The organism is Rhizobium sp. 21-4511-3d, from assembly GCF_053522545.1.
In genome coordinates, this window is record NZ_JBNWCF010000012.1 from 64,444 (window position 1) to 89,799 (window position 25,356).

Below are 25,356 nucleotides of genomic sequence, written 5' to 3' on the forward strand. Positions count from 1 at the left end.
GTGTCAGCTATCGGACTTGTGCTGATCGTGGCGAGACAGGACAACGTCGTTGCGGCTCTCGCCCTTCGGCATATGGCCGAACATGTGCGGCTTGATCTGGTTGATCCAGGAGACGGCTGCGGGCTCCCTGCCGATCAGCGTCTTGGCGAAAGGAATGAGCTGTTCGCCAACCAGAATGCCAAGCAGGCCGACAAGGGCCACGATCGGCGGCGCGGGAGAGCGAACATTGAGCAGGCTGTAGACGATACCGACCAGAAGACCGGCGCCGATGGAAAGAATGTAGAGTTTCATGGGGGCATCCTCGACTGTGAATGAAGCCGCCTCCGCATCCGGACGTGCGATCCTGCGGAAGCGGCGGTGATGGGTGATTACTTGGCTGGGTTCGGGCCGATGCGCTTGCCGTGGCTGACGCGCTCGGCGCCGCCGTGGACATGCGTGACCGCGTAGTCGATGCCCATGCCGTAGGCGCCGGAATGTTCCTTCACCAGCGACGTGACCGCGTTATACGTCTCCTTGCGTGCCCAGTCGCGCTGCCACTCAAGCAGGACCTGCTGCCAGGTCACCGGAATTACGCCCGCCTGCACCATGCGGTCCATAGCGCGATTGTGGGCTTCCAGCGAGGTGCCGCCGGAGGCGTCGGCGACCATGTAGATCTCGTAGTCCGGGACGTCGTTGAGAGCGGAAAGCGCGAACGTCGTGTTGCACACTTCCGTCCAGAGACCGGAGACGACGATCTTCTTAGCGCCGCCGGCGGCATTCTTGGCAAGGGCGTCACGAACGTTCTGGTCGTCCCAGGAGTTCATCGACGTGCGCTCCAGAATGTCGTTCTCGGGGAAGACGCCGAGCAGTTCCGGGAAGGTGTTGCCGGAGAAGCTTTCCGTCTCGACCGTGGTGATCGTGGTCGGGATGTCGAAAATCCTGGCGGCCTTGGCGAGACCGACGACGTTGTTTTTCAATGTCTGCCGGTCGATCGACTGGACGCCGAAGGCCATCTGCGGCTGCTGGTCGATGAAGATGAGCTGGCTGTTTGCCGGGGTCAGGACTTGGAGCTTGGACATGGTACTTTCCTCGTGGTTGCGGCCCGCATGGGGTGCCTGAAAATCGATAGCGGCGGGCGGGAGCTTCCTGGCCCGCAGGCCGTTTCGCTCGCCGTCCTGGCTGCTGAAATCAAACCTAGCGTTCGACGCCGCGCTGCAGAATTGCAATAATTCTATTGAATGAATTGCGAAAAATGAAATAACCCTTGAGGATGCATGGGTCTGGATGTGCACGAAGGGCCGCGATCCTTGCCGATCGCAGCCCTCGTTGTCGTCAGATGTCTGGTATGCTCCTACGCAGCCAGGGGCACGAGGTTGGATTCTATTTCAGCGCGCATTGCCTCATAACGGCTGGGCAGCTTGAGCACCTCTCCGAGATGGGCGGTGTCCTCGTCTCGATTGAAGCCCGGTTCGTTCGTTGCGATCTCGAACAGAACGCCACCGGGCGTGCGGAAATAGATGGCCCAGAAATAATCCCGGTCTATGACCGGCGTGACCTGGTAACCGGTATCCATCAGAGCCTTGCGCACTTCGAGCTGCTGTTCACGGTTGTCGACGGCGAAGGCGATGTGGTGAACGGATCCGGCGCCCTGCCGGGCAAAGGGCGTCGTTGGCAGGAGCTGAAGGTCGATCGTGTCGGCGCCGTTTCCGCCCGGAATGATGAAGCGCGTGACGTCGCCTTCCTTTTCAGCGCGCTGGTAGCCCATGAACCCGAGCAGTTCTTCCGTCGCAGCCGTATCGTGCAGGCGGAAGCGAGCGCCGGCAAAACCGCGGATAGCAGCATCGTCCGGGATACCGCGACCAAGCCAGGGGGACGAGCGGCGGTCGTCGGCCGCTTCGATCAGCGCCAGGCTGTCGCCGTCCGGGCCCATGAAGCGAAGCCGCCTGGCTCCGAAGATTGTGTCTGCTTCCAGCCCATCGACGCCTTGCGAGGCCAGGCGGTCGCGCCAGAATTTCAGCGAACCTTTCGGCACGGAAAATTGCGTCTCGCCGACCTCGCCGACCCCGGGGCGGCCAAGCATCATGTTCTGAAAGGGAAAGTAGGTCATCACCGTCCCGGCGCTACCGGTCTCGTCGCCGTAATAAAGGTGATAGACGCTGGGATCGTCGAAGTTCACCGTCTGCTTGACGCGGCGCAGGCCGAGCGTATTTGTGAAGAAGTGGTTATTCTGGCGTGCGTCCGACGCCATAGACGTTACGTGATGCAGTCCCTTGATGTCCTTGATCATGTCGATGCCTTTCTCTCAGCACGGATGATTGTTGTGTGAAGGCAATCTAGGCCCGTTGATGACCAGGCGGAATTGCAATACTTGTTTTGAACGAATTGCGATTTTTGAAATAATGATATGAACGACTACAAGGCACTCCGCACCTTCCTCCTCGCCGCTGAGAAGCGGAACTTCGCCCAGGTGGCCCGCGAACTCGACATGACGCCCGCTGCCGTAACGCGAGCCATCGCCGCCCTGGAGGCAGAGCTCGGCGTTCAGCTCTTCGTGCGCACCACGCGCCAAGTGTCCCTCACCACCGACGGCGCGATCTTTGCTGCGCAGATCCAACCCGCGGTAAAGACGCTGGAGGATGCCCGACGCGAAGTGATGAACGCCCACAAAGCCGAGGAAGGACGCCTCAGGATCAGCGCACCGACCTGGTTCGGGAAGGTCGTGCTGCCGACGATCCTTTCCGGATTCAAGGAGCGCTATCCGAAGATCAGCTTCGAGATCTCCCTGTCTGACGGCCTGATCAACATCGTCGACGACGATTACGACCTGGCGATCCGCATCTCCTCGCAGCCCTCCGACAAGTTCACGATCTGGAGGAAGATCCGCGTCGTGCCGCGCATCCTTGTTGCCGCGCCCGGCAGCCGCTTCGTCACCATGTCGCATCCCAACGAACTGACGCCGGACGATTGCCTTGCCTATAGTGGAGAAAGCCGGCGGGAGAACTGGGTTCTGTCGGATGGTGGCTCAAGCATCGCAATATCGGCGGGGCGAGCGTTCAGCGCCAATAGCGGCGAGGTGCTCGCGGAAATGGCCGCAGACGGGGCAGGTGTCGCCCTGCTTCCGGGGTTCAACATCGCCGAGCACATCCGCAGTGGACGGCTCGTGCATGTGTTCAAGGGATGGGCGCCGCCAGATCTGTGGCTCACCCTTTACTATCCGCCCTACCAGGCTCTGCCGCCGCGTATTGCCTCCTTTTCGAAATTCTTCGAAGAGCAGGTGGCGGCGCATATGGTCATGCTGGATTGACAGGTAGCGGGAGAGCCTGAAGCTTCGTTGCCACAAGTTCCTGTAACTGCCATAGGTTCCGGTCGAAGATTTGGCGTTCTGCAAGATCAACGACGGTGCGATGCAGGTATTCCGCACAAGACCCGGCCGGTCCGCAGGCCTGGGCAATCAGCGCCGCCGCCTGTTCGAGAGGTACCTTTTGGGTCAGTGCTGACCGCGTCGGGCTTGCCCAGAATGTCAATGCGCGACGGGGTCCTGCCGGTGTCCGGACCGTGACCCAACGGACCATATCGCAAACTTCGACATAGCGGATTTCGCGGGCCAGGAGCCTACGTAGATCTTCCTTCTTCGACGCGCAGGCAAGCTTGAGGATCAGGCCGGTGCAGCTTCCTCCCGGCTGAAGGGCAAGCATAAGACCCGGCGCATCCGAGGTCGCCCGCAGCCGTTCGATCCTCAATGCGAACGCACGGTGCCATCCGAACGCGACGGCTCTTTCGAAGCCCGCCACGTCGAACCCGGGGTTCCACATCAGCGAGCCATAGGCAAACACCCAAATCTCTTGATCGCGCGCTTCCTCATCGACCCTCTGGACGAGCTCCTCGAGCTGGTTGGACGAGATGGGCGTCCAGTTAGGCTCCGGACCTTCGTCCGTAACAGTCCTCAAGGTCCTGGCAACGAGATCCGTGGTGAGATGCAAGGCGGATGGCGATCTCATCGTCGCTGAATATGGTCTTGGCATCGGGAAACCCATCAGGAAAGGTTCGCCGCGGCAGTGCATCACCCCGGCAACGCTTCGAGCGACTGTTGTCTAATCAGGCGACCGTGGCGTCGAGCACCGCGCGGAACGTGATCTCGACGATCTGTTCGGGGAAGGCGAGCGCACTCACTCCGATCAGGTTGCTTGCGACGGACGGAGTGTCCGTGCCGTACATCTCCTTGCGGACCTTTGATCCGGCTGCGAATGCACTCGCGACGTCGAGGACAAAAAGCGTCTCTTCGACAACGTCGTCGAGAGTGGCACCGAACTCAGAAAGAAGCTCTTGGCGTTCACATAGCTCTGACGTATCTGCGCCTCCATTGGCTCGAAGTCGACAGGACGGCCTTGCGCGTCAAGGGTGGCTGGCGCGACCATCTTGCCGTCGCCGTCTTGGCTTAACTGTCCAGAAATGTAGATCGTATCCTTGACCTGGACAGCCTGCGCGTAGCCGAAGGTTTGCTCCCAGGCAACGCCAAGGTTTGCGATTGTCTTTGTCGTCGTCATTACGTTTCCTATCGATATGCAGCGCGCTCGCGCGTGTGGACCAGCAATCCGAAGACGGCGGATGCGAGGGAGCCCGCACCCGCCGTCAATGCCGATCAGGCCCGGATGAAAGCCAACAGATCAGCGTTGAGAACGTCGGCGTTGACAGTCAGCATTCCGTGAGAGAAGCCCGGGTAGGTCTTCAGCGTGCCGTTTTTCAGGAGCTTGACGGATTTGTGGGCGGAATCTGCGATCGGGACGATCTGGTCGTCTTCGCCGTGCAGAACCAACGTCGGAACGCTGATATTCTTCAGGTCTTCGGTCTGGTCGGTTTCCGAGAATGCCTTGATGCCGTCGTAATGCGCTTTTGCGCCGCCCATCATTCCCTGACGCCACCAGTTCTGGATCACGCCTTCATGCACAGTCGCGCCATCGCGGTTGAAACCGTAGAATGGACCAGCCGGCACATCGCGGAAGAACTGCGCACGGTTTGCCGCAAGCGCCGAGCGAAAGCCGTCGAACACCTCCATCGGCAAGCCTTCGGGATTGGCCTCGGTCTTGACCATGATCGGCGGGACAGCAGAAACGAGAACTGCTTTGGCAACACGACCAGAAGGTTCGCCATGCTTTGCGACGTAGCGGGCAACCTCACCGCCGCCGGTGGAGTGACCGATATGGACGGCATTTTTCAGGTCCAGCGCCTCGACGACTGCGAAGGCGTCGGACGCATAATGATCCATGTCGTGGCCGTCCGACACCTGGGCCGAGCGGCCATGGCCGCGGCGGTCATGGGCGACGACGCGAAAGCCCTTCGAGAGGAAGAACAGCATCTGCGCGTCCCAGTCGTCGGATGAAAGCGGCCAGCCATGGTGGAACATGATCGGCTGGGCATCCTTCGCTCCCCAGTCCTTGTAGAAGATTTCGACGCCGTCTTTGGTGGTTATAGTGCTCATGAACTCGTGTCCTTTGCTGGAGACTGTGGTGGGATCGATGGTGGCTGCAAGGCCGGAAGCGCGTGACATGGTTGCGAGCGTGACTGCGGCGCCTGCGCTCATCAACACGTTCCGGCGTGTGATCGATGTAAAAGCTTTCGTCATCGTGCGTCCTGCGATTTTTTTTTGAAACTCTCAGGCGAAGACGTCTTCGTCTGACAGGTGCGATATTGCCGCCAGAACCGCGGATCAACAATTGATTGAATAGTGTTGAGTTTGTTGCGTCTGGCGAAACAATCCGCAGCCTCGGCCAGATCATGCGTGGAAGACCCGACTTCAGGAACGTCACCGCTGACCCATGAATCTGCGATGCACCGGCCGGACGCGAGCGCGCACCGTCGTAACGACACAGGCAGCTGGGCTTGGCTTCGTTGCTCACGCGAGGCAGGTTGTGAAAGCGCTGCGTCCCTCAAGGCCCTGCCAGCCACAAAAGGCATGTCGACGATGCAAAGCGCCAAGCGATCAACGTTTGCCGTTATCGTAGTCGTGCTGCGCTTGCTCCAGCTCGGGACCGTAGGTCATGGACCATGTGTAAAGGGCTTCGAACGGTTGCTGAAGCGAACGGCCAAGCGAAGTGATGGTATACTCCACCCCGACCGGTGTCGTCGTGGTCAGCACTTCACGACGGATCAGACCGTTGCGCTCCAGGCGCTTCAACGCCTCGGCGAGCGCCTTGTGCGTGATCCCGTCCAGACGCCGCATGATCTCGTTGAACCGCGACGGCCTTGAGCAAAGAACCGTCAGGATCAGCACCGACCATTTGTTGGCGATCTGCTCCAGCACCGGGCGCGCCTTTTCTACGTTCAATAGTGCCTCGGCTGCGGCAGCTTTGTGTCTTTCAGCAGAACAAGGCTTAACCGGAAAACCTACGTCGGTCCTTCGCATCGATATACTCCATGATATCTGCTTTACATATAGTACGTAATTGACCGTAGGTATAGAGTTTATATCTTCTGCCCATCACTATTGATGGAGTTGATGTGATGAGATTAGCAAACAAGATTTCCCTCGTAATCGGCGGCGTTGGCGGTATCGGCGGGGCCATATCGCATCGCTTTGCCAGCGAGGGCGCAACGGTTTACGCAACGAGCCGCAAGGGCGCAGAGACACAGAGGCAGCCGGGTGGCACTGGCACCATCCGCACCATAAAGGCCGATGCCGGAAACAATGCAGATCTCCAGCGCGTCTTCGAGCAGATCCGATCGGAGCAGGGCCATATCGACGTGCTTGTCGTCAACGCCGGGCTTTCTGAACACGCGCCTCTCGGAGCAATTTCCGAGGATCACTACGATCGAACGTTCGGCCTGAATGTCCGGTCTCTGCTGTTTGCGGCGCAAGGTGCCATTACCTTGATGCAGCCCGGGGCAACGATCGTGCTGATTGGCTCGATTGCCGGCGATATCGGCACCAAGGGCTATGGGGTCTATGGCGCCACGAAAGCTGCAGTCCGTTCGCTCACACGCACATGGGCCAACGAACTCGCTCCCAAGGGGATACGTGTCAACGTCGTAAGTCCTGGCCCAACCGATACCGCGATGATGGCTGCAGCCTCGCAGGAAATTCGAGACGCACTGTCCAGGATGATACCGCTTGGGCGGATGGGCAAACCTGAGGAGGTGGCGGCCGCGGCCCTGTTTCTGGCCAGCGACGAAAGCAGCTTTACGACAGGCGCGGAAATAGCCGTAGACGGAGGCATGGCACAGGTCTGATGCCCATCCCTGTTATCCGCCGGAGACAAACTCGGCGCTAAAAAGCGCGCGAGCCATCAAAGGACCTCTTCCAGTGATGATGGGTGCATCATCACTGGAAGCAAGGCCCAGGTGAGGCGCTGTCTGCAGTGGCTTTTTCCTGCGGGACAAGCCCAAACACAGACAGGCCTTGGGTTCGACCGCCCGCCTGCTGCTTGACTCCTGCAAGCAGGAAGGCACTATCGAGTGCGTGCGTCAGTATCTGGTACAGGCATGACCGGCATCAGTCGATTGGTTCAAACAAGTCTTGTTGTCACACTCCTTCTTCCGGCTGCCACGGGAAGGGCATTTGCTGGAGATAAAGCAGCCGTTGTATCACCGGACAGCTGGGTCGTGACGCTCGGCGCCAGCATCGAATATGGCCCAAAATTTCCCGGATCGAGGCATGACGGTTTCAGCGCCATCCCGTCGTTCGATATCAGGCGCTTTGACGAACCCGATGAGCCGGGTGCTCCCGACGACAGCATCGACTATGGCCTTATTGGTCTTGGCGGCTTCGAAGCTGGGCCAGTGCTCGGTTTTCGCGATTCCCGGTCCCGTTCCGACGACCAGAGGCTCGCCGGTCTTCATGCGGTTCATTGGGACGTGGACGCCGGCGTCTTTGCGCAATATTGGGCAATACCAGACGAGCTGCGTATCCGCACCGAAATCCGCCAGGCGCTGTCGAATGGCAGCGGTCTGGTCGCCGATCTCGGCATCGACTGGTTCCAGTCGTTTGGCGACAAGTGGCTGCTTTCGATCGGACCGCGCGCATCATTCGCCGACGGCGCCTACATGCGCAAATACTTCTCTATTTCGTCAAGCGAAGCAGCCCAGAACGGGGTTTTGCCCGCTTTCGATGCCACCGGCGGCCTGAAATCGGTCGGACTTACCGTTTCGGCGTCTTATGACGTGACGCCGACCCTGTCGCTGCAGCTCTATGACCGGCTCGACAGACTGACGGGCGACGGCGCCGACAGCCCGATCACCTCGAAGCTCGGCGACGCGAACCAGAACATCATCGGCATTTCATTGAACAAGGCCTTCAGCGTCGGCTTCTGACCCGACACCTTCGATTTTCAATGCGATGGCACGGCCGTTGCGATGCACCAGATGCCGATCAGGATCAGACCGCTGCCTGCGAGCTGGAGCACGCTCACCGGCTCGCCGAACGCAAGCCAGGCGACGGCCATCACGAAGACATAGCTGATGGCCGAAAGCGGGAAGGCCTTGCTGATATCGAGCTGTGACAGAACTGTCATCCAGATAGCAAAACAGGCGATCTCAGCAGCGATCGCCGCGAAAAACCAGGGAGACGACAGGATCTGAAACAGCCACTCGCCGTGGGTACGAGCCGCCTCTTCGGCGCTGCGTTTCAACAGCAGCTGCTGGGCTGTGTTCAATAGCGGCACTGCCAACCATATCGGCCGGATCGCATTCACGTCATCACCTCGGCACCGTCATCGCCACTGAAGAAGGGCGATACGGTCTTCAAAACAAGCTGAAGGACCGCATTGCGATGGCGAAAATACATCGCATTGGCCGTCAGGCTGCTACCGAGCCGGACCTTGTTGCGATAGTAGGCCTGACCGCTCTGGTAGCGACCGATACGGTGCCTGAGGCAATATTCGAGGTTGGTGAACCAGCTGAGATAATAAAGGTTGTGGGCCCTGCCCCTAGGGGCATCCATGCAAAAGAACTTGTCGATGAGCCTGGACCCGTCACAAACCATGACATTGGCTGCCAGCAATTCGTCTTCGACGAAATACATCGTGCAGAAGGACCGGCCGGGCATCCCCTTCAGCAGACCCTGGAAATAGGCAGGCGTCAGCTCTTCAAACTGCCATTCGCTGCGTTCTCGCGTCTCCAGATAGAGTTGCATCACGCGAGGCAGCCATTCGCCGAAATCGCTGCGATATTCGATGCGCACGGTGCCGCGGCCCCGGAGCTTGCGCCGCATATCCTTGCGGGTCCCCGCCGACAACCTCGAAAGGTAGTCATCGAGCGTATCGAAGTCGATATCAAGGAACGCTGTCGGCATGCTGACGATCTCAGCATACCCGCCGTCAGACAAAACGCGCGTCACACCCAACGGCAGCGGTAGCGCCAGATCCTTCATCGCGATCAGCGAACAGCCCTCGGCCTGCGCATGCGCTTCGAAAGCGGCGAGAAGCTGCGCAAAGAGCTGTGGCCGGCGACTCTCGGAGATCCGCGGATGAAAGCCGATCATGCCGGTTTCCGTGCAGGGCGAACCAAGGCAGGCCAGGCGCAGCGTCAGAAATTCGGGGAAAAGGCAACGGATCCTGCCCACCGAACGTCTGATGCGGCCGGGCTGCAATGTCGTTTCGAGCGCGTAGCGGCACAAAAAGGCGGGCATCGCGGCAACGATCTCATCGTCTTCGCGCAATACGACATAGCGAAAGTCGAAACCGGCAATGCCGGCCTCCTCCACCACCAGCAGATAGTCATAGGTCTCGATCTCTTTCGAAAAGCAGATGTTCCAGGCGTGCCTGTCCAGCATACGGATGCTCGAAAGCAGTGATGCGACTGGTGAAGGTCCGCCGGATCCGGCATGCTCGGCTGTGCCAATCTCAAGCGCTTGCTGCTGCATGTTCCGCCTCGAAGAATTCGGCTGTCATGTCGGCCACATGCCTGTGCTGGCGATCGACATGGATCATGTGATAGCTGTCATCCAGCCAGCGAAGCTCGCGACGCCCGCCGATATTGGCTGCGATGTACTGGGCGTGCGACGGACCGCTAAGGTCGTCTTCACGTGAATGAACGATCAGCGTCGGCGTTCGCATGTCAGGAAGCCTTGCCTTGAGTGCTCTTCCAAGTTCATGCATCTCGATGAGACCGCGCCCAGGGAAGGTCTCGAGCATGCCCTCGCCGTTCATGCCTGCCACCATGCGACGCATTCGCTCATCCTTGATGCCGAGCGAAGGTGTTTCGCGAAAGTTCAAGCGGCCGATAAAGGGGATAAACGATATCCAGCGGATATGCGGCGAAAACAGCGCGTAGTACCGGGGCACATCCCAGCCGTCGTAATGAAAACAGGGAGAATAAACGGCAACGGCGCGGATCGACATCGGATTGCGCTCTGCCGCCATCATCGCGAGCTTTCCGCCAACGCAGATGCCGGCGGCAAAGACTGCGTCGCACCGCTCGCCCATGAGGTCACTGGCGGCCTCGACACTGTCGAGCCAGTTCTCCCAGCGCGACTTGCGCAGCACCGCCTCGTTCTCGCCATGACCGGCCAAGAGCGGCGCATAGACGCTGAAGCCGCGGCGATGGAGTTGCCGGGCGACCAGCCGCATCTCGGCAGGGGCCCCCGTCAGGCCGTGGACAAGGACAATGCCCCTGCCATTCGTGCCCTCGAGATAGAAGGAAAGTCCCTCAGCCGGCATCGGGAAATTCCCCCGGCTGCCGGTTTTCCTTCGCCATGAAGCCGAGCGCATGGCAGGTGCTGATCACATGCGTGCCGGCCGCAGCCTGGTCCTGCTTGATCTGCTCGTGGAAATTCTTCAGCTTGGTCCAGTGGGTTTTCGGACGATAATGATGTTCGGCGTGATATCCATTGGCGAACCAGAGCCAGTTGTAGAGCCTGTTGTGGCTGCTGACGCCCCAGGCGATCGGTTCGTCAGGGTCGCCGTGCAGATGCTCGTAATAGCCATTCAGTGACGAGAGGCAATTTCCAAGATAATAGAACGGTAGAAAGAACAAGGCAGCCTTCCAGTCGTAGACCAACGCCAGAAGCACGAAGGCGCCAACGCAAACCAGCTCGAAACGCCCCCATCTTGCTTCGGCCGGCCGTTTGCTGGCGATCGCGCGGTGAATGTCACCGATGTCGTCGCGAAAGAAGCTCAGAAACGTGTAGGAAAGGACGTTCTCCGGCTCGCCGTTCTTGCCATGCTTGTAGATCGACAGCATGTCGATCGTCTCGCCCCTGTCGTTGGGCCGGTCGCTATTGCCGGAGTGATGGCGCATGTGCACGAAGTGATAGTAGGTCTGCGAAAAGCCGATCGTCACCGATTCCAAAAGGCTGAAGAGACGGTTCATCCATCTCGATCTGAAATAGGGCGTGTGAATGAAATTATGCGAGATACTGTTGATGTTCCAGGATATCGATAGAGCATAGAGTGACCCAAGCGCCGCCGATAGCCAGAGCGGTCGGCTCTCAAATCCGGCAATCAGGTCGATGTTGAAGGCCAGATGCGCCGTTGCGGCCAGCACCGGAACGATATCCCATTTCGAATAGGCGAAGATTGTCATAGTCCCGTCGCTCCAACACAGACCACGCCAAAGGTCACCAGGGCGATGCCCAGGACATGGCGACGATTGATAGTTTCCTTGAAGATGATCCCGCCCGCGAGCGCGATCGCCGCATAGCTCAGCGCCATCAGCGGAAAGGCGACCGACAGCGCCACTTCCTCAAGCACGCGCGTCCACATTACCAGTTCGACGGCCCAAAGGAGGATGCCGAGCCAGATTACCTTGTTGCGCAGGCCCGCAAACAGCGCACCGGTGGCGCCGCGCTTGAAGCAGATCTCCCGGCCGGTTTCGGCCAGGATGCAGAAGACGATGACCCCGGTCGTCCATTCCGAAAGACCCCCAATCATGGCATCAGCTCCGACAACACCTCCAGCAGCGCATGGTTGGCGGCACTGTTGATGTTGCGCACCGCCGCCTTGTCGCGTCGCCGCAACGGCTGATCGATCAGCACTTCGGCCGTCTTCATTGCACGGGTATAGAGATTGCCGCTGTAATGCGGAGTTGAGTAGTCACCGGTAACATCGGCGCCGATGACGCGATATTTTTCACCGATCTCGCTCAAGAGCCAAAGCACGTAGGGAAGCCGCATATGGCCCTGATCCCAGTTTGTCACCGCATCGGCATTCGTCAGCACGTCCTTGTCGATGGTAATGTAAACCGCCTCGGTCTTGATACGGCCGAGCAACCGGTCGAGGAAATTGGCCTCGCCGAGTTCTGATATCGACTGCCAGTGCAGCGCACCGTCGATCTGGCTGAAGCTCGCTCCAGACCCATAGCTTGATGTCACCCTGCTCGGTGGATGGTCATAAGGGTAGAGTTCCAGCCGTCCATCGGTCAACGGTACAAGATTGGCGCCCTTTTTCTCGGGCGACTTCAGATCATGACTGCAGACGCCGAGGGTAATCACCTTTTCGACGAGCGGCTGCTCCAGCGCCTTGTTAACCCAGGAGCCGCAATGCATGCCATCGCCGAAATGTACCCAGTCGGGGTGATTGTCGATATGGATCACAGTTACGGGCCGGCGGGCACGCTCAAGCGCCAGCGACAGCAACAGCGCCGTCACGTGATGGAAATCGCCAGAACCCATGAAGCAGAGCCGCGATTGATCGCCCGACGGCGACCCTATCCGTGCCAGGCGTCTCCTAAGGGCATCGAGCGCGCGGCGCCGGCCCCAGAGCCTGACTGCGCGCCCGCATTCCTTGTCGCTGACTTCGTGCGCGCCTGCCATTATGCAAGACTGCACAAAGTCGGGCTGCAACTCCAACGCATCATCCAGATGAAGGAGAAGCAGTTGCACCGGACTATCTCCGTTCCGCGCGAGTGAGGAGTTGGTCGAGCAGTGAAATTGCAAGCTCGATCTCGTCATGGCTGATCATCAGGCTTGGTGCAAAGGTGATGACGTTCTTGTGGTAGCCGCCGACATCGAGCACCAACCCATATCTGCGACCGTCGACGACGAGATCGCCCTTCATGCCTTCGTCGCACATCCAGTCGAGCGTCGCCTTGTCAGGCGTGAAAGCATCGTCCCTGCAGATTTCCATCCGCAAGGCCAGGCCTAAGCCGTCCACCTCGCCGACGATCGCATGTTGCGACTGCAAGTCCTTGAGACCCTCGAGGAAATGCGCACCCTTCTCCATGACGCTGGCGCCGAAGTCATTCTCCGACACCATCTTCAGCGTCTCCAACGCGACGGACGTGCCCATTGGGTTGCTTGCAAACGTCGAATGGGTGGAACCAGGCGGGAAAATGGTGGGATTGATCATCTCCTCCTTGGCCCATATGCCAGAAAGGGGATTGAGCCCGTTGGTAATGGCCTTGCCGAACACAAGAACATCGGGCGAAACACCGAAGTGCTCGATCGACCACAACTTGCCTGTGCGATAGACGCCCATCTGGATCTCGTCGACGACCAGCAGAATGCCGTGATCGTCGAGGACCTTCTTCAGCTCGACGAAGAAGTTCATCGGTGGGATGACATAACCACCCGTGCCCTGAATCGGTTCGACGTAGAAGGCGGCATATTCCGACTTTCCCGCCTTTGGATCCCAGACGCCATTATATTCGCTTTCGAACAGACGGGCAAACTTCTGGACGCAATCGTGACCGTACTCTTCCTTCGACATGCCCTTCGGGCCGCGAAAGTGATAGGGAAATTCTATGAACTGCGCCCGCTCGCCGAAATGGCCGTAACGGCGACGGTAGCGATAGCTGGAGGTGATCGAAGTCGCACCAAGCGTTCGGCCGTGGTAGCCGCCTTCGAAGGCAAACATCAGGCTTTTGCCGCCAGTGAAATTGCGGACGATTTTGAGCGAATCCTCCACCGCCTGCGAACCGCCGACGTTGAAATGCACGCGGCCCTTTGAACCGAACTTTTCTTCCATATCTCGGGCGATCAGTGCGGCGAGTTCGACCTTCTCGCGATGTAGATATTGCGACGCGACCTGTGGCAAGCGATCAAGCTGGCGATGCGCAACCTGGTTCAGGCGCTCGTTTCGGTAACCGAAATTGACAGCCGAGTACCACATCTGCAGATCCAGAAATGGCGTTTCGGCCGCATCATAGACGAAGGAGCCCTCGCAGGTTTCGAAGAATTTCGGCTTCTCTGTATAATGCACTGTATCGCCGTGCGAGCAGTAGGTCTCTTCGAGCAGACGAAGTTCGTCTTCGCCAATGACCGGCGCGCGGGTGGGAGCAAGTTTCAGGTTGGAACGCATGAGGTCCTCTTGTTACGCTGATTTCTTCACCGGCAGTGCGGGGCGCCGGCGCGAAGGGATTGAAAGAATGCTTGCGAGAGACCGCTGAACATCGGCGAAACTGTCGTAAGGGAAGAATTCGATGCCCCGGGAGCGGCAATGGTCAGCCAAGTTTGACTTGGCGAAGACAACCGGTGCCTCGTTCGAGACACAAAAGTCGCTGCGTCCATCGCCAACATAGATGTAATCGACCGAGGGGCTGACGACCGCGCATTTGCAGACGCCGGAGCCAGCGTTGCAGCCGCTGCTGATCGCGGGAAAATCGAGATCGTATGCCGATTTCGAAAGCTCGTCGCCCTCTCGGAGCCTGTTTGCAATCACGGGTATGGAGGTGATCTGATGGCGGCGAAGGACGCGACGGATGAAATAGTCAACGCCGTCGCTAACCACGCTCAAGCCGAGCCCGGCGTTGTCGCAGAACCGCTTGAAGGCAATAAAATCGCTGTCGATCTCGACAGTGTCGAGAAAGGCGTTCAGCTCGGCGCGCGTTGCCTCGATCAGCCTGATCTGGCGCTGCATGCATATCGCCGACGTGATCTTGCCGCTGACCCATTGATCCTCGATCGCGCGCCATTCCGGGCGCGCATAGCGCTGGAGCACGAGGTCGGTCACGTCCTCCTTCGATATCGTTCCGTCAAAATCGCAAAACACCTGCATCGCGTGCTCCGTCAAACGTCTGAGGACACGTCTAGAGCGGCGAACTGAAAGCAAGATGAGGCGAAGATGAAATGAAACTGAATTCGGCGCCTCACGCGCCGACAATGTCCAGATCGACCCTTAGGCCCCGTCCCCATTCCGAGGTCCCGAGGCTGAGGGCGATCTCCAGCCGATTGGCGATATCGGCAACGATAGGCAATCCCAGTCCGGCGCCATCGCCGGCGCCCGTATCGAGGCGGTTGAAGCGTTGAAACGCCGCCTCTCTTTGGTCTGGCGGAATGCCAGGACCGCTGTCCATGATGGAAAGCCGCCAACCGCGCTCGCCGGGCTCGATCCGCACCTCGATCTTTCCGGCATCGCCCGAATACTTGATCGCGTTGTCGAGGAGGTTATCGATCATGATCCGAAGGAGGGCCCTGTCTGTCTGGACCAAGGCCTCCGGCGCACCTCTAAGGCTGACATCGAAGTGGCGTGCATTCAGCAGTACGGCAAAATCGGCAAGCGAGGCGGAAGCGATGTCACGCAGCGACACGGAGCCGAGCTGCAGCGGCTGGTGACTGACCCGCGCCAGGCGCAGGAGCTGTTCAATCAAGTGCATGGCACGCTCGTTGCTGACCACCAGATCCTTCAAAAGCGCTCGCCGCTCATCCTCTGAATCGGCCCGGTCGAAGAGCTGCAGCAAAAGCTTGATGCCGGCCTGTGGCGTGCGCAGCTGATGGGCTGCAAGATCGGAAAAGCGCCGTTCCATCGTCAGCGACCGGCCAAGCCGGCGCAGGAGGTTGTTAAGCGAATGGACAAGCGGCGCAAGGTCCCTCGGCAGACCGGTCGTTGCGATCACCGACAGGTCATCGGGCGTACGCGTCCGGATTTGCGATACCAGCTCCTTCATATTGCTGAGCCCGTTGGTGATCGCCATCCAGATGATGACGGCGATCACAGGGATCAGCACGACAAGCGGGAAAGCCAGGTTGAGAAGAATGTTCTCGACCAGGCCCTCGCGAAGATTGATTTCTTCCGCAACCTCGATGGAAATATCTGTATCAGGGATCGGCAGGGAATAGATCCGCCATCGTGCGCCGTTATTAACGGTCTCTGAAAACCCGGCCTTGAAGCGGCTGAGCCCGGCTGGAAAGGCATTGCTGCTGGCAAAGGCGAGCGTATCGCCCTTCCAGGCACGGAACGAGTGCGCGTCCGCATAATCGTCAGCGTCCTCGTTCAGAGCCAGCTGATTATCCATATTGAAATCCAGGTCGGGTACCTGGATCGTTGGCCGGTTATCGGGCCGGGTGAGCGGATGCTGCATCAGGGACCACAGGACGTTCGCGTCGTTGATCAACTGGGCGTCGTAGATGTTGTCTATTTCTCGTGTCGCGCTGCGATAGGCAAAAAAGCCGACGACAGCGATCGCGACGATCAGGGTCGGCAGGATACGGGCAAAGAGCCGTTGGGTAAGGGTCACTGCCGGCGCTCGACCATGTAGCCGACACCACGGATCGACTGTATGAAATCAGGGCCAAGTTTCTTGCGCAAATTATAGACCGTCACTTCGATCGTGTTGCTCTCCACGGACACCTCAGAATCGTAGAGGGCATATTCGATGTCGCTTTTCGTGACGTAGCGGCCGCTGCGCTCCATCAACAGGCGCAGAAGATGGAACTCCTTTGCGGGCAGGTGAAGTTGAACCCCATCGCGACGCGCAACCATCGCGGCCGGGTCAATCTCGACGTTTGCGCAACGGATGACCGTTTCGTTGCGCCCCTGCCTGCGGCGCAACAGCGCGCGGATGCGCGCCAAAAGCTCATCCAGATCAAACGGCTTCGTCAGATAATCGTCGGCTCCCTCGTCCAGGCCGGCAACCCGGTCGCGCACACTGTCGAGCGCGGTCAGCATGAGAACGGGGATGCCATTGCCACTCTGGCGAAGAGCCCGCAGCACATCAAAGCCACTTGCCTTCGGCAAGTTAACATCCAGGACCAGCGCGCCGTAGTCATTGTATTTGAGGACATGGAGCGCCGTTTCGGCATCACGGAACCAGTCCACGCCATAAGCATGCTTCTCAAGTGCCTTTTTCAGGGCCGACCCAAGAATGTCGTCGTCCTCGACCACCAGTATACGCAATGGAACGTCCTTGCTGCTCCCTGTCAGATCGGCTTATGTTCTCTCGAAATGAGGCTGAAATCCGGCCTGAGATTGGCGCGAGCGGATCTGTTTGGCGCAGGGGTCGGGCCCTGTCGGCCGGACTGCACCGACTGCCTCGTGGGAGCTAACCGGCCTTTCGTTCCAGAACGCTTTGGCGCGCATGATATCGTGTCGACATGTGCTTGTGGGTCTGCCGCGTAACGGCGGCCACACGACCATCGCGGGCTGCGACGCCTCCGGCTTTCGCGTATGAGATGTAAGCATTTGAAATTGCTTTACCAAGCCGGTTAGCGGGACCTTAAAGGCAGGGTGCTAGAAGTCGCACATGTCCTCTTTGGTACCTTTGTGCATGATAAAGACAGTTAGGCGCATCTTCGCATGCCGTTCGGGAAATTTCGGGTTATTGACGGCAATCCTGATCACGCCCCTGGTCGGGGCCGCCGGCATGGTTATCGATTTTTCGCACGCGCTGGAGATTCGCACCCAACTCTTTGACGCTGCCGACGCTGCAGCGGTCGGGGCAGTCGCGGAAAAGTCTTCGGCCGTTACTCAGGCCATGGCAATGCCGGCTGACGGCTCCATATCTGTCGGCGAGAGTGAAGCGCGCAAACTGTTCACGGGACAGATGTCGGGAGAAGCCGCGTCGCTACCGATCGACCTGTCAGTGACAGTAACGCGCAACTTGAACAAGGTCACCTCCAACATCGCCTTCAAGACATCAATCCCGACGACCTTCATGGCGATATTTGGTAAAACCAGTATTGAGGTGTCGGGTACCGCCAGCGCCGAATATCAAACCGCGTCCTTCATGGATTTCTATATCCTCATCGACAACACACCTTCAATGGGTGTCGGCGCTACGGCAGCTGATGTCACCAAGATGCAAGCCAACACATCCGACAGTTGCGCCTTTGCCTGCCACGATATCGCAAGCGGCAACAAGAGCTACTACAATCTGGCAAAGTCGCTCGGAGTGACCATGCGTATCGACACGGTCCGCCAGGCGACCCAGCAGTTAACGACGACGGCAAAGAGCACGCGCGTCACGAGCAACCAGTTCAGAATGGGAGTTTACACCTTTGGCACCAAGGCCGAGGATGCGAAGCTCACCACCATTTCAGATCCCACCTACGATCTGGATCAAGTTCGATCATACACAGATGCCGTCGATCTCATGACCATTCCAAGTCAGGGATACAACAGTGATCAGACAACAAGCTTTGACAGTGCTCTGACGCAGATGAACACCATCATCACCACGCCGGGCAGCGGCAACACGTCCGCTGACCCGCAGAAGATCCTGTTCTTCGTGGCGGACGGCGTCGGCGACAGCTACAAGCCATCCACTTGTACCAAGAAAACCACCGGCGGTCGCTGCCAGGAGCCGATCGACACGAGTTTCTGCGCTCCTTTAAAAGCGCGCGGCGTCAAGATTGCTGTCCTCTACACGACCTATTTACCGCTTCCGAAGAACAGTTGGTACAATACCTGGATCTCGCCGTTCCAGAGCCAGATTCCTGCTAAAATGGCGGAATGTGCGTCCCCTGGCCTCTATTTCGAAGTGACACCGACCGACGGCATCGCGGATGCAATGAAAGCTTTGTTCCTCAGGGTTATCAGGCAGCCGCGCTTAACGTCCTAGTGATTGCGGTCTGATGGTCGATCCCCTTAAGTCGGCTTTGCCGTGCAGCTTGCTCGATCAAAGGCGCCTTGTAGTGCGCATGTCAGTCGCCAAGGTCACGAGAGACAGCACGACTGTTAGTGGCGCGTATTTCGAGGCTTGGGCATAGGAAGAACCTTTAGACCTTCCCTGCTATCGACGATGAAGCCCGACCGTGTTCTTGAGTATGCGATCGAACTTTTGCCGGGTGTAGCCGAGATCGTAAGCCGCCTTCGAGTTTGGCGCTCAAAGCCGGTGTCGGCCGAGTAGCCAGAAGGTAAAAACGACAATCGGCATCAAGGAGAGCGATGCCAGCTGCCACAACCCGTCGCTCGAAACTGACGTCTCGTCATCGGCTCCCAGAAACACTGTCCCTCCCAGGAACACCAAAATTGCGACAACGGTGGCGGCCGGCAGGCCGTACATTATCCAATGATTGGTCCGGTTGCGATCGTCGCCATCTCCCATGAGCAATCCCTTCTCCTCGGGCATAAGGCGGCCGTTTGCAGACCGTCGCGGACATCGACAGGGACGGTAGCCGGGCTGCGACACGCAGCCCGGCAATTCACATCAGGATTTCGGAAGCAGAACTTTATCAATAACGTGGATGACGCCATTTGACTGTTTCACGTCTGCGATGGTCACGGTCGCAGTGCCACCGGTCTCATCGGTGAGGGTGATCTTTCCCATGTTTTCCTTGGCCTTGATCACACAACCTCCGACCGTCTTGATGTCATGCTCGCCGCCATCGTCCTTGATCATCTTCGCGACCGTGCTTGCCATTGCTTCGGCAGCAACCACATGACAAGTGAGGACCTTTGCCAGCTTTTCCTTGTTTTCGGGCTTCAACAGCGTCTCGACAGTACCCTTCGGAAGGGCGTCGAAAGCTTCGTTGGTCGGCGCGAACACCGTGAAGGGCCCCTTCCCTTCCAGCGTCTTTACCAGCCCGGCCGCTTTGACCGCAGCGACCAGGGTCGTGTGGTCTTTCGAATTGGAAGCGTTCTGGACGATATTCTTGTCTTCATACATCGCCGCACCGCCGACTTTAGGATTGGCAGCGTTAGCACCCATAACTCCCGCCAAACCGATTGATAGTGCGACAGCCGAAGTTACCAAAAGCCTGTTCATGATGGTCTCCTCTCGTTGCCGGTCTCTTGCCCGGTCGCCTGTCTACGCATCCTCACGATTTCGGTTTGATTTTTTTCAAGACGCGTCCCGGTCGCCACATAAAGCGATGCGATCACCTCGATATGTTGAAACCCGCGTGTATCAGCACGACAACATAGGACAGAACAACGAGTGCCGTGACTCTTGAGCGCAGCCGTAGATACCAGCGGAGATCTGCACGATCAGACAAAAGCGAGAAATCGCAAGCGAGAAGCACGAGGTAGAGCGCCATCTGGATCGAAAGACCGAGCGCGGGTGATCCGATCAAAACGCTTGCAAAGGAAGCCAACGCCAACAGGTTACTCAGCACAATGATACCGAGACCAGACGCCGAAGCCTGCGCGCCGCCCCACAACGCTCCGGCCATGAACGCTGCAATAATGGACCCGTAAGCAGCAAAAAGTTGCGAGGCCGCGCCGACTTGAAGGATTACTGGCAGTACGAGCAACCAGAATGGCAGCGCACCCAGATAGGTGAGGACCGTCGAAACGCCGCGTACCGTCGCTTTCATTCCTGTTCTCCAATCGCTGCGAGGATGGCATCCGCAAGCTTCGAGCCGCTCATGAATGCTGCCTCGACACGACCTCCAATACACCAGTCGCCACAAGCGCCAAGCTGATTGCCTTCATCGAGGAGAAAAGGCTGGCCGGCAGCCTCTATGACGTCGGCATCGCGCCAGCGGTGAATGACAACTGTTCGAGTTTCGGCCGGCTTCAGGGGCATATGACGCTTTAAAGCCTCAACCATCGTCCGGCGCACGATATCGAGCGATACATCGATGTTGGCGTCCGCCCATGACGCCGTTGCGTTGACGACCAGGGTCGGGGACGATGCGCGACCTGGCTTAGTGTGATTACGAGCGATCCAGCCGATGACAGGATCCGACAGCCAGGCAGCCTTGAATGGCAATCTGGCATCGTCCAGCATTCTCATCATCAACGTGAAACAGCCACTCATTGTGACCCCCGTCAATGTTCGATGGTGCGAGAACAGCTCAGGCATCAGCATGGCCGCCTGTCGGGCAGGCGCTGCTACGACCACCCAATCAAATGGCCCATGCGAGGCATGACCAGCGTTGACATACCAGCTACCGGGTTTGCCTGTAATTTTGCCCGCAGACGTATGCAGCCGGAGATCAAGACCGACCGACATTGATTTTGCGAGAGCGTCCATCTCTGGAATAGCGACGTACCGTGTGGGGTCCAAGGCAGCCGTCTTCGGTAAACCATTGTCCGGTAAGGTCATGGGAGCGCAGGTCCAAACAGCGACCAGGCCGGCCTCACAAGCTGCCTTCACCTGCCTGGAAAAACTTGCATCACGCACTGTGAAATACTGTGCGCCATAGTCGAACGAGCTGTTATCGACCCGACGTGTCGCCATCCGGCCGCCGACGCCTCTTTCCTTTTCGAAAACCGTTACGTTCGCGGACTTCGACAGCGATCGGGCAGCAGCAAGACCGGCCATTCCCGCACCAATAATACCAACGCGTTGCATCGCGACCATATTCGTTCGCCGTGATCAATGACGGTTCACTGTACGGTTCTGCGCCGAAACAGATCAGAAACCACTGTTCAGCTCAACGCCTGTTTGATCCACCTGTGCTTGGTCAGCGTAACACCAGCCTGACAGATTGAGGAGAAAGTGAAATGGACGCGGTGGTGACCAAAAGCGAGCTTACGCCAGATCCGGAACGGCCGACCCAATTGGAAGTAGAAGCGGCCGTGCGTACGTTGATCCGTTGGGCTGGCGATGATCCGTCACGCGAAGGGCTAATGGAAACACCAAGACGCGTGGCAAAGGCTTATCGCGAGCTCTTCTCGGGGTACGATGTTGAACCTGAAGACATTCTGGCCAAGACATTCTCAGAGGTCGGTGGGTACAGTGACATGGTCCTCGTCAGGGATATAGAGTTTCATTCGCACTGCGAGCACCATATGGTCCCGTTTCATGGGGTTGCCCATGTTGCTTATATTCCCGATCATGGAGTTCTTGGACTGTCAAAAATTGCAAGGCTGGTCGATCTCTACGCCCGCAGGCTTCAGACGCAGGAGACGATGACGGCTCAGATTGCGCAAGCCCTGGACGAGAGCTTAAGACCCAAAGGTGTCGCCGTGATGCTTGAAGCTGAGCACATGTGCATGGCAATGCGCGGGATCCAGAAAAACGGCGCCAGGACCATAACCACGTTCTTCACCGGCCAGTTCCAAATGTTTGCGTCAGATCAGGCGCGCTTCATGCAGCTGGCGCGCCAGCGATAGAGGGGGTCTTGGGGCGCACGTAACATTGCAGCATGCGCAGCGACTAGCCCTGCTCCAAGCGGAGCGCAGCTGGAAATCGTGATCAGGATGCCGGTGCATTTGACGGTTTTATGGCACTCCTGCACCTCACCGGCCTCACCACCGGCATGCGGGCCGCGTTGCGAAACCTGTGGCCTCCAACCGGCTCATGTTTCGAACGTCGCCTTGCAAAGGATCGTCCAATGACCGACCGAACTCGCCCGGTACCTCAAAGCCGTCTTAGCCGACTTGCTGCTTTGGGAAAGCTCGCCGGCGGCGTTGCCGCCGGAGCTGTGGGAGAGGGGCTGGGGCGTCTGGCGCGGGGTGAACGGCCGCATCTTTCAGACCTTGTTCTGACACCATCAAACGCCTTGCGTGCAGCAGAGCAACTATCGCGACTGCGAGGTGCAGCAATGAAGCTAGGCCAGATGTTGTCGCTTGACCCCGGCGACATCCTGCCCCGGGGACTTACCGCAATCCTTGCTCAACTTCGTGAAAATGCTCACACGATGCCGCTGCGTCAACTCGAGGGCGTGCTCAGGAATGCCTGGGGAAGCAACTGGCGATCCAGGTTTGCTCGCTTCGATATGGCCCCGATCGCGGCTGCCTCGATCGGTCAGGTTCACCGCGCCCGGCTTGCGACAGGTCGCGAGCTCGCTGTCAAGGTTCAGTATCCCGGCGTCGCTAAGAGTATCGATTCCGATATTGATAACGTTGCTGCGATCCTGCGCATGTCCGGCCTTGTTCCGGCAAATCTGGATCTCGGCCCCCTGCTCGCGGAGGCAAAACGTCAGCTGCGGGAGGAGGCCAATTATTTGCGCGAGGCGGAGCAGATGAAACACTACAGGGCGCTGCTCGAAGACGACCCACGATTTCTGGTACCGGCTCCGGTCGATGACCTGCTTCATGAGACTGTCTTGCCGATGGACTACATGGCCGGTTCAAAGATCGAGACCTTGACCGATGCCCCGCAGCAACACCGCAATCTCGCTGTAACTGCGCTTCTTGATCTTGTTCTTAAGGAACTGTTCGAGTTCAAACTCATGCAGACTGATCCCAATTTCGCCAACTATCGGTTTCAGGCCAATACAGGCAAGATTGTCCTACTCGACTTTGGCGCAACGCGGCAGCTTGCACCTGATACCGCCGAGCAATACCAGGCTTTGCTTGGTGCCGGCCTTGCTCGCGATCGCACCAAAATCCGACAGGCCCTGTTGACCATGGAGTTTGTTTCTTCTGCGCAGATTGCGAACCACAGCGCCGCGCTCAATGAAATAATCGATATCGTCCTTCGGCAATTGGCAAGACACGACCGTTACCAGTTCGATTTTTCAGATCGAGCCTTCGTCAAAGCCATTCGGGAAAAGGCGGAACCGATCATTGCAGATCGAAATACGTGGCGCGTGCCGCCACCAGACAAGCTGTTCGTACAGCGCAAGATAAGCGGCACGGTTCTGCTGGCGGTAACCCTGCAGGCCAAAGTGCCACTCGAGGTGATGCTTGACCGCTACAATCCGATGAATGGCTGAGATCTAAAGCATAAAACAGTCAGTCGGCACCATCCAAATGCAGCCAGTGGCGTAAGAGCATCAAGGAGATCATGATGCAAATGCTCACACACAACGCGCTACCGGATGATGACGGATTTTTTGGAAGATTCGGGGGACGCTTTGTGCCCGAAACGCTGATGCCCCTCCTGATCGCCCTGAGCGAAGAGTGGCAGAAAGCGAAAACAGATGCATCATTCTGGCAACAGCTCGACATGTTGTCTCGACATTATGCTGGAAGACCGAGCCCACTCTACTATGCGGAAAGACTGACAGGCCGACTGGGAGGGCCTCGTATCTATCTGAAGCGAGACGAGTTGAACCACACCGGTTCGCACAAAATCAACAACTGTCTCGGCCAGATCCTGGTTGCCCAACGCATGGGCAAGACCAGGATCATTGCGGAGACCGGTGCAGGCCAGCATGGCGTGGCCACTGCGACGATGGCCGCGCGGTTCGGTCTCGAATGCGTGATCTACATGGGCGAAACTGATGTCGAACGGCAGGCTCCCAATGTGTTTCGGATGAAGCTGCTGGGAGCCGATGTACGCCCGGTCCGCTCTGGAAACGGGACCCTGAAGGACGCTATGAACGAGGCGCTCCGCGACTGGGTCTCAAACATCGATGACACCTACTATCTCATCGGCACAGCCGCCGGTCCCCATCCCTATCCAGAGATGGTCCGAACCTTGCAATCCGTCATCGGGCGGGAGGCACGCGAGCAGATCGTAGAACTTGAAAAACGGCTTCCCGATCTATTGGTGGCCGCTGTCGGTGGTGGCTCCAATGCCATCGGCTTGTTCCATCCCTTCCTAGCCGACCGCGATGTGGCGATGCTTGGCGTCGAGCCCGCCGGAAAAGGTTTGGACACGTCGCAACACTGCGCCTCACTGACACGGGGAAGTCCTGGAGTTTTGCATGGCAACCGCACTTACCTCTTGCAGGACGAAGAGGGTCAAATAAATGAAGGACACTCGATCTCCGCTGGGCTGGACTACCCCGGGGTCGGCCCAGAGCACTCGTGGCTGAAAGACACAGGGCGCGTTTTCTACAGCTCCGCGACAGACGCTGAGGCTTTGAATGCCTTTCAATTCCTGTCTACGATCGAGGGGATCATTCCGGCCCTGGAGCCTTCGCACGCAATTGCAGAGGTGATGAAGATCGCGCCGCGCATGGAGCGCGACGAGATCATAATCGTCAACCTTTGCGGCCGCGGCGATAAGGATATTTTTACTGTGTCGGGCCTTCTGAAGCTGGAATAGCAGCTATCGATGGTAAGAACGATCTGCCCCGTCCCGAAACCTCATATTGGGACTGCAAAAACTCTTCCGTCCTTGGCCGGCAGTCCGGACTGGCAAGGTTGAGTTTTTTAATCGACCCTCGCAACGTCTATCCGGCAATCACATGATGCGGTCAGCAAGCACGCTTCTCCGATCAAACGTTGGCGGGACCGGAATAGCAACGGTCCTGGCGCCGCAAGTGCAAGTGCAGATGGCGGTGCCATGCTGACTGAGGGGCGACCGCCAGCTTGATTCTCATTCTTCCAGCAGAATAAAGGCGTGGGCCACCAGGCCCCTTGCGAAAGCGTTGTCTCTTCTGTCGATATAGCAGACTACAGCCGGAGAGGACCTCGACGCCCCGTGGGCAGTGCCAGACGTATTCGT

At 58.3% G+C, this 25,356-nt stretch carries 28 protein-coding genes and 1 pseudogene; 8 read left to right on the top strand and 21 right to left on the bottom strand.

The window, feature by feature from the left end; all coding sequences use genetic code 11:
* Positions 1-3: 3 nt before the first annotated feature.
* From ACQZ5H_RS23905 to ACQZ5H_RS23915, 3 genes are all read right to left on the bottom strand, one after another.
* Positions 4-291, bottom strand: a complete 288-nt coding sequence (locus tag ACQZ5H_RS23905) for a XapX domain-containing protein (protein ID WP_203431343.1) — start codon at positions 289-291, stop codon at positions 4-6.
* Between the two features lie 77 nt (positions 292-368).
* Positions 369-1,058 (bottom strand): hydrolase, encoded by a 690-nt coding sequence (locus ACQZ5H_RS23910; RefSeq protein ID WP_112717085.1) that lies wholly within the window; start codon positions 1,056-1,058, stop codon positions 369-371.
* A gap of 272 nt (positions 1,059-1,330) precedes the next feature.
* Positions 1,331-2,266 (bottom strand): VOC family protein, encoded by a 936-nt coding sequence (locus tag ACQZ5H_RS23915; RefSeq protein ID WP_203431344.1) that lies wholly within the window; start codon positions 2,264-2,266, stop codon positions 1,331-1,333.
* Positions 2,267-2,383: 117 nt separating this feature from the next.
* Here ACQZ5H_RS23915 and ACQZ5H_RS23920 point away from each other — a divergent pair, with 117 nt between their 5' ends.
* Positions 2,384-3,283: a LysR family transcriptional regulator gene (locus ACQZ5H_RS23920; RefSeq protein ID WP_130279729.1), complete on the top strand. Its 900-nt coding sequence runs from the start codon at positions 2,384-2,386 to the stop codon at positions 3,281-3,283.
* Here the strand turns inward: ACQZ5H_RS23920 and ACQZ5H_RS23925 are convergent.
* From ACQZ5H_RS23925 to ACQZ5H_RS23935, 3 genes and pseudogenes are all read right to left on the bottom strand, one after another.
* A complete protein-coding gene (locus ACQZ5H_RS23925; protein ID WP_449099151.1) occupies positions 3,270-4,001 on the bottom strand; it encodes a gamma-glutamylcyclotransferase in 732 nt (243 codons plus the stop codon). The genes ACQZ5H_RS23920 and ACQZ5H_RS23925 overlap by 14 nt on opposite strands.
* Positions 4,002-4,074: 73 nt before the next feature.
* Positions 4,075-4,523 (bottom strand): annotated as a pseudogene (locus tag ACQZ5H_RS23930) (Rid family hydrolase).
* Between the two features lie 95 nt (positions 4,524-4,618).
* Positions 4,619-5,455: an alpha/beta fold hydrolase gene (locus ACQZ5H_RS23935; RefSeq protein ID WP_246777694.1), complete on the bottom strand. Its 837-nt coding sequence runs from the start codon at positions 5,453-5,455 to the stop codon at positions 4,619-4,621.
* Between the two features lie 28 nt (positions 5,456-5,483).
* Between ACQZ5H_RS23935 and ACQZ5H_RS23940 the strand changes: the two genes are divergently transcribed.
* Positions 5,484-5,624, top strand: coding sequence for a hypothetical protein (locus ACQZ5H_RS23940; protein ID WP_246777695.1), 141 nt, complete (start codon positions 5,484-5,486; stop codon positions 5,622-5,624).
* A 332-nt stretch (positions 5,625-5,956) separates the two neighbouring features.
* Here ACQZ5H_RS23940 and ACQZ5H_RS23945 read toward each other — a convergent pair whose 3' ends face one another.
* Positions 5,957-6,379, bottom strand: a complete 423-nt coding sequence (locus ACQZ5H_RS23945; RefSeq protein WP_203431346.1) for a winged helix-turn-helix transcriptional regulator — start codon at positions 6,377-6,379, stop codon at positions 5,957-5,959.
* A 95-nt stretch (positions 6,380-6,474) separates the two neighbouring features.
* Between ACQZ5H_RS23945 and ACQZ5H_RS23950 the strand changes: the two genes are divergently transcribed.
* Both ACQZ5H_RS23950 and ACQZ5H_RS23955 read left to right on the top strand, forming a co-directional pair.
* Positions 6,475-7,203 (top strand): SDR family NAD(P)-dependent oxidoreductase, encoded by a 729-nt coding sequence (locus tag ACQZ5H_RS23950; RefSeq protein ID WP_203431347.1) that lies wholly within the window; start codon positions 6,475-6,477, stop codon positions 7,201-7,203.
* A gap of 372 nt (positions 7,204-7,575) precedes the next feature.
* On the top strand, positions 7,576-8,283 hold the full coding sequence (locus ACQZ5H_RS23955) for a MipA/OmpV family protein (RefSeq protein ID WP_246777696.1): 708 nt from the start codon (positions 7,576-7,578) through the stop codon (positions 8,281-8,283).
* Positions 8,284-8,300: 17 nt separating this feature from the next.
* Here the strand turns inward: ACQZ5H_RS23955 and ACQZ5H_RS23960 are convergent, their stop codons facing one another.
* The 10 genes from ACQZ5H_RS23960 to ACQZ5H_RS24005 are packed head-to-tail and all read right to left on the bottom strand — an operon-like array spanning position 8,301 to position 17,021.
* Positions 8,301-8,633: an EamA family transporter gene (locus tag ACQZ5H_RS23960; RefSeq protein ID WP_246777697.1), complete on the bottom strand. Its 333-nt coding sequence runs from the start codon at positions 8,631-8,633 to the stop codon at positions 8,301-8,303.
* A gap of 26 nt (positions 8,634-8,659) precedes the next feature.
* Positions 8,660-9,832: a GNAT family N-acetyltransferase gene (locus ACQZ5H_RS23965; protein WP_203431349.1), complete on the bottom strand. Its 1,173-nt coding sequence runs from the start codon at positions 9,830-9,832 to the stop codon at positions 8,660-8,662.
* Complete coding sequence (locus ACQZ5H_RS23970) at positions 9,813-10,628, bottom strand: alpha/beta hydrolase (RefSeq protein ID WP_148195376.1); 816 nt, start codon at positions 10,626-10,628, stop codon at positions 9,813-9,815. The genes ACQZ5H_RS23965 and ACQZ5H_RS23970 overlap by 20 nt, the downstream gene beginning before the upstream one ends.
* The gene (locus ACQZ5H_RS23975; protein ID WP_203431350.1) at positions 10,618-11,493 is read right to left on the bottom strand and encodes a fatty acid desaturase family protein; all 876 of its coding nucleotides are present in this window, start codon (positions 11,491-11,493) and stop codon (positions 10,618-10,620) included. The genes ACQZ5H_RS23970 and ACQZ5H_RS23975 overlap by 11 nt, the downstream gene beginning before the upstream one ends.
* Entirely contained in the window at positions 11,490-11,840 is a 351-nt protein-coding gene (locus ACQZ5H_RS23980) for a permease (protein WP_449099152.1), read from the bottom strand. Before ACQZ5H_RS23980 ends, ACQZ5H_RS23975 begins: the two co-directional genes overlap by 4 nt.
* On the bottom strand, positions 11,837-12,790 hold the full coding sequence (locus ACQZ5H_RS23985; protein ID WP_203431648.1) for an arginase family protein: 954 nt from the start codon (positions 12,788-12,790) through the stop codon (positions 11,837-11,839). The genes ACQZ5H_RS23980 and ACQZ5H_RS23985 overlap by 4 nt, the downstream gene beginning before the upstream one ends.
* 4 nt (positions 12,791-12,794) lie before the next feature.
* Positions 12,795-14,207 carry an aspartate aminotransferase family protein gene (locus tag ACQZ5H_RS23990; protein ID WP_203431352.1) on the bottom strand — a complete coding sequence of 471 codons (1,413 nt, stop codon included), beginning with the start codon at positions 14,205-14,207 and terminating at the stop codon, positions 12,795-12,797.
* A 12-nt stretch (positions 14,208-14,219) separates the two neighbouring features.
* Positions 14,220-15,008 (bottom strand): MtnX-like HAD-IB family phosphatase, encoded by a 789-nt coding sequence (locus ACQZ5H_RS23995; RefSeq protein ID WP_449099153.1) that lies wholly within the window; start codon positions 15,006-15,008, stop codon positions 14,220-14,222.
* A complete protein-coding gene (locus tag ACQZ5H_RS24000; protein ID WP_203431353.1) occupies positions 14,995-16,362 on the bottom strand; it encodes an ATP-binding protein in 1,368 nt (455 codons plus the stop codon). The genes ACQZ5H_RS23995 and ACQZ5H_RS24000 overlap by 14 nt, the downstream gene beginning before the upstream one ends.
* Positions 16,359-17,021 carry a response regulator transcription factor gene (locus ACQZ5H_RS24005; RefSeq protein ID WP_203431354.1) on the bottom strand — a complete coding sequence of 221 codons (663 nt, stop codon included), beginning with the start codon at positions 17,019-17,021 and terminating at the stop codon, positions 16,359-16,361. Before ACQZ5H_RS24005 ends, ACQZ5H_RS24000 begins: the two co-directional genes overlap by 4 nt.
* A 370-nt stretch (positions 17,022-17,391) precedes the next feature.
* Here ACQZ5H_RS24005 and ACQZ5H_RS24010 point away from each other — a divergent pair, with 370 nt between their 5' ends.
* A complete protein-coding gene (locus ACQZ5H_RS24010) occupies positions 17,392-18,684 on the top strand; it encodes a TadE/TadG family type IV pilus assembly protein (RefSeq protein WP_449099204.1) in 1,293 nt (430 codons plus the stop codon).
* Between the two features lie 264 nt (positions 18,685-18,948).
* Here ACQZ5H_RS24010 and ACQZ5H_RS24015 read toward each other — a convergent pair whose 3' ends face one another.
* The 4 genes from ACQZ5H_RS24015 to ACQZ5H_RS24030 form a co-directional block, all read right to left on the bottom strand.
* Entirely contained in the window at positions 18,949-19,170 is a 222-nt protein-coding gene (locus tag ACQZ5H_RS24015; protein WP_130279741.1) for a hypothetical protein, read from the bottom strand.
* 102 nt (positions 19,171-19,272) lie between these two features.
* Positions 19,273-19,773: a fasciclin domain-containing protein gene (locus ACQZ5H_RS24020; RefSeq protein ID WP_413709037.1), complete on the bottom strand. Its 501-nt coding sequence runs from the start codon at positions 19,771-19,773 to the stop codon at positions 19,273-19,275.
* A gap of 169 nt (positions 19,774-19,942) precedes the next feature.
* Entirely contained in the window at positions 19,943-20,380 is a 438-nt protein-coding gene (locus tag ACQZ5H_RS24025; protein WP_449099154.1) for a DUF3429 domain-containing protein, read from the bottom strand.
* A complete protein-coding gene (locus tag ACQZ5H_RS24030; protein WP_148195529.1) occupies positions 20,377-21,372 on the bottom strand; it encodes an NAD(P)/FAD-dependent oxidoreductase in 996 nt (331 codons plus the stop codon). The genes ACQZ5H_RS24025 and ACQZ5H_RS24030 overlap by 4 nt, the downstream gene beginning before the upstream one ends.
* A 143-nt stretch (positions 21,373-21,515) precedes the next feature.
* On the opposite strand from ACQZ5H_RS24030, the gene folE reads away from it, so the two are divergent.
* The 3 genes from folE (at position 21,516) to trpB (ending at position 24,954) form a co-directional block, all read left to right on the top strand.
* Positions 21,516-22,127, top strand: coding sequence for a GTP cyclohydrolase I FolE (gene folE / locus ACQZ5H_RS24035; protein ID WP_199628433.1), 612 nt, complete (start codon positions 21,516-21,518; stop codon positions 22,125-22,127).
* Positions 22,128-22,348: 221 nt separating this feature from the next.
* A complete protein-coding gene (locus ACQZ5H_RS24040; RefSeq protein ID WP_203431356.1) occupies positions 22,349-23,674 on the top strand; it encodes an ABC1 kinase family protein in 1,326 nt (441 codons plus the stop codon).
* A gap of 74 nt (positions 23,675-23,748) precedes the next feature.
* Positions 23,749-24,954 carry a tryptophan synthase subunit beta gene (gene trpB, locus ACQZ5H_RS24045; protein ID WP_449099155.1) on the top strand — a complete coding sequence of 402 codons (1,206 nt, stop codon included), beginning with the start codon at positions 23,749-23,751 and terminating at the stop codon, positions 24,952-24,954.
* Positions 24,955-25,356 lie beyond the last annotated feature (402 nt).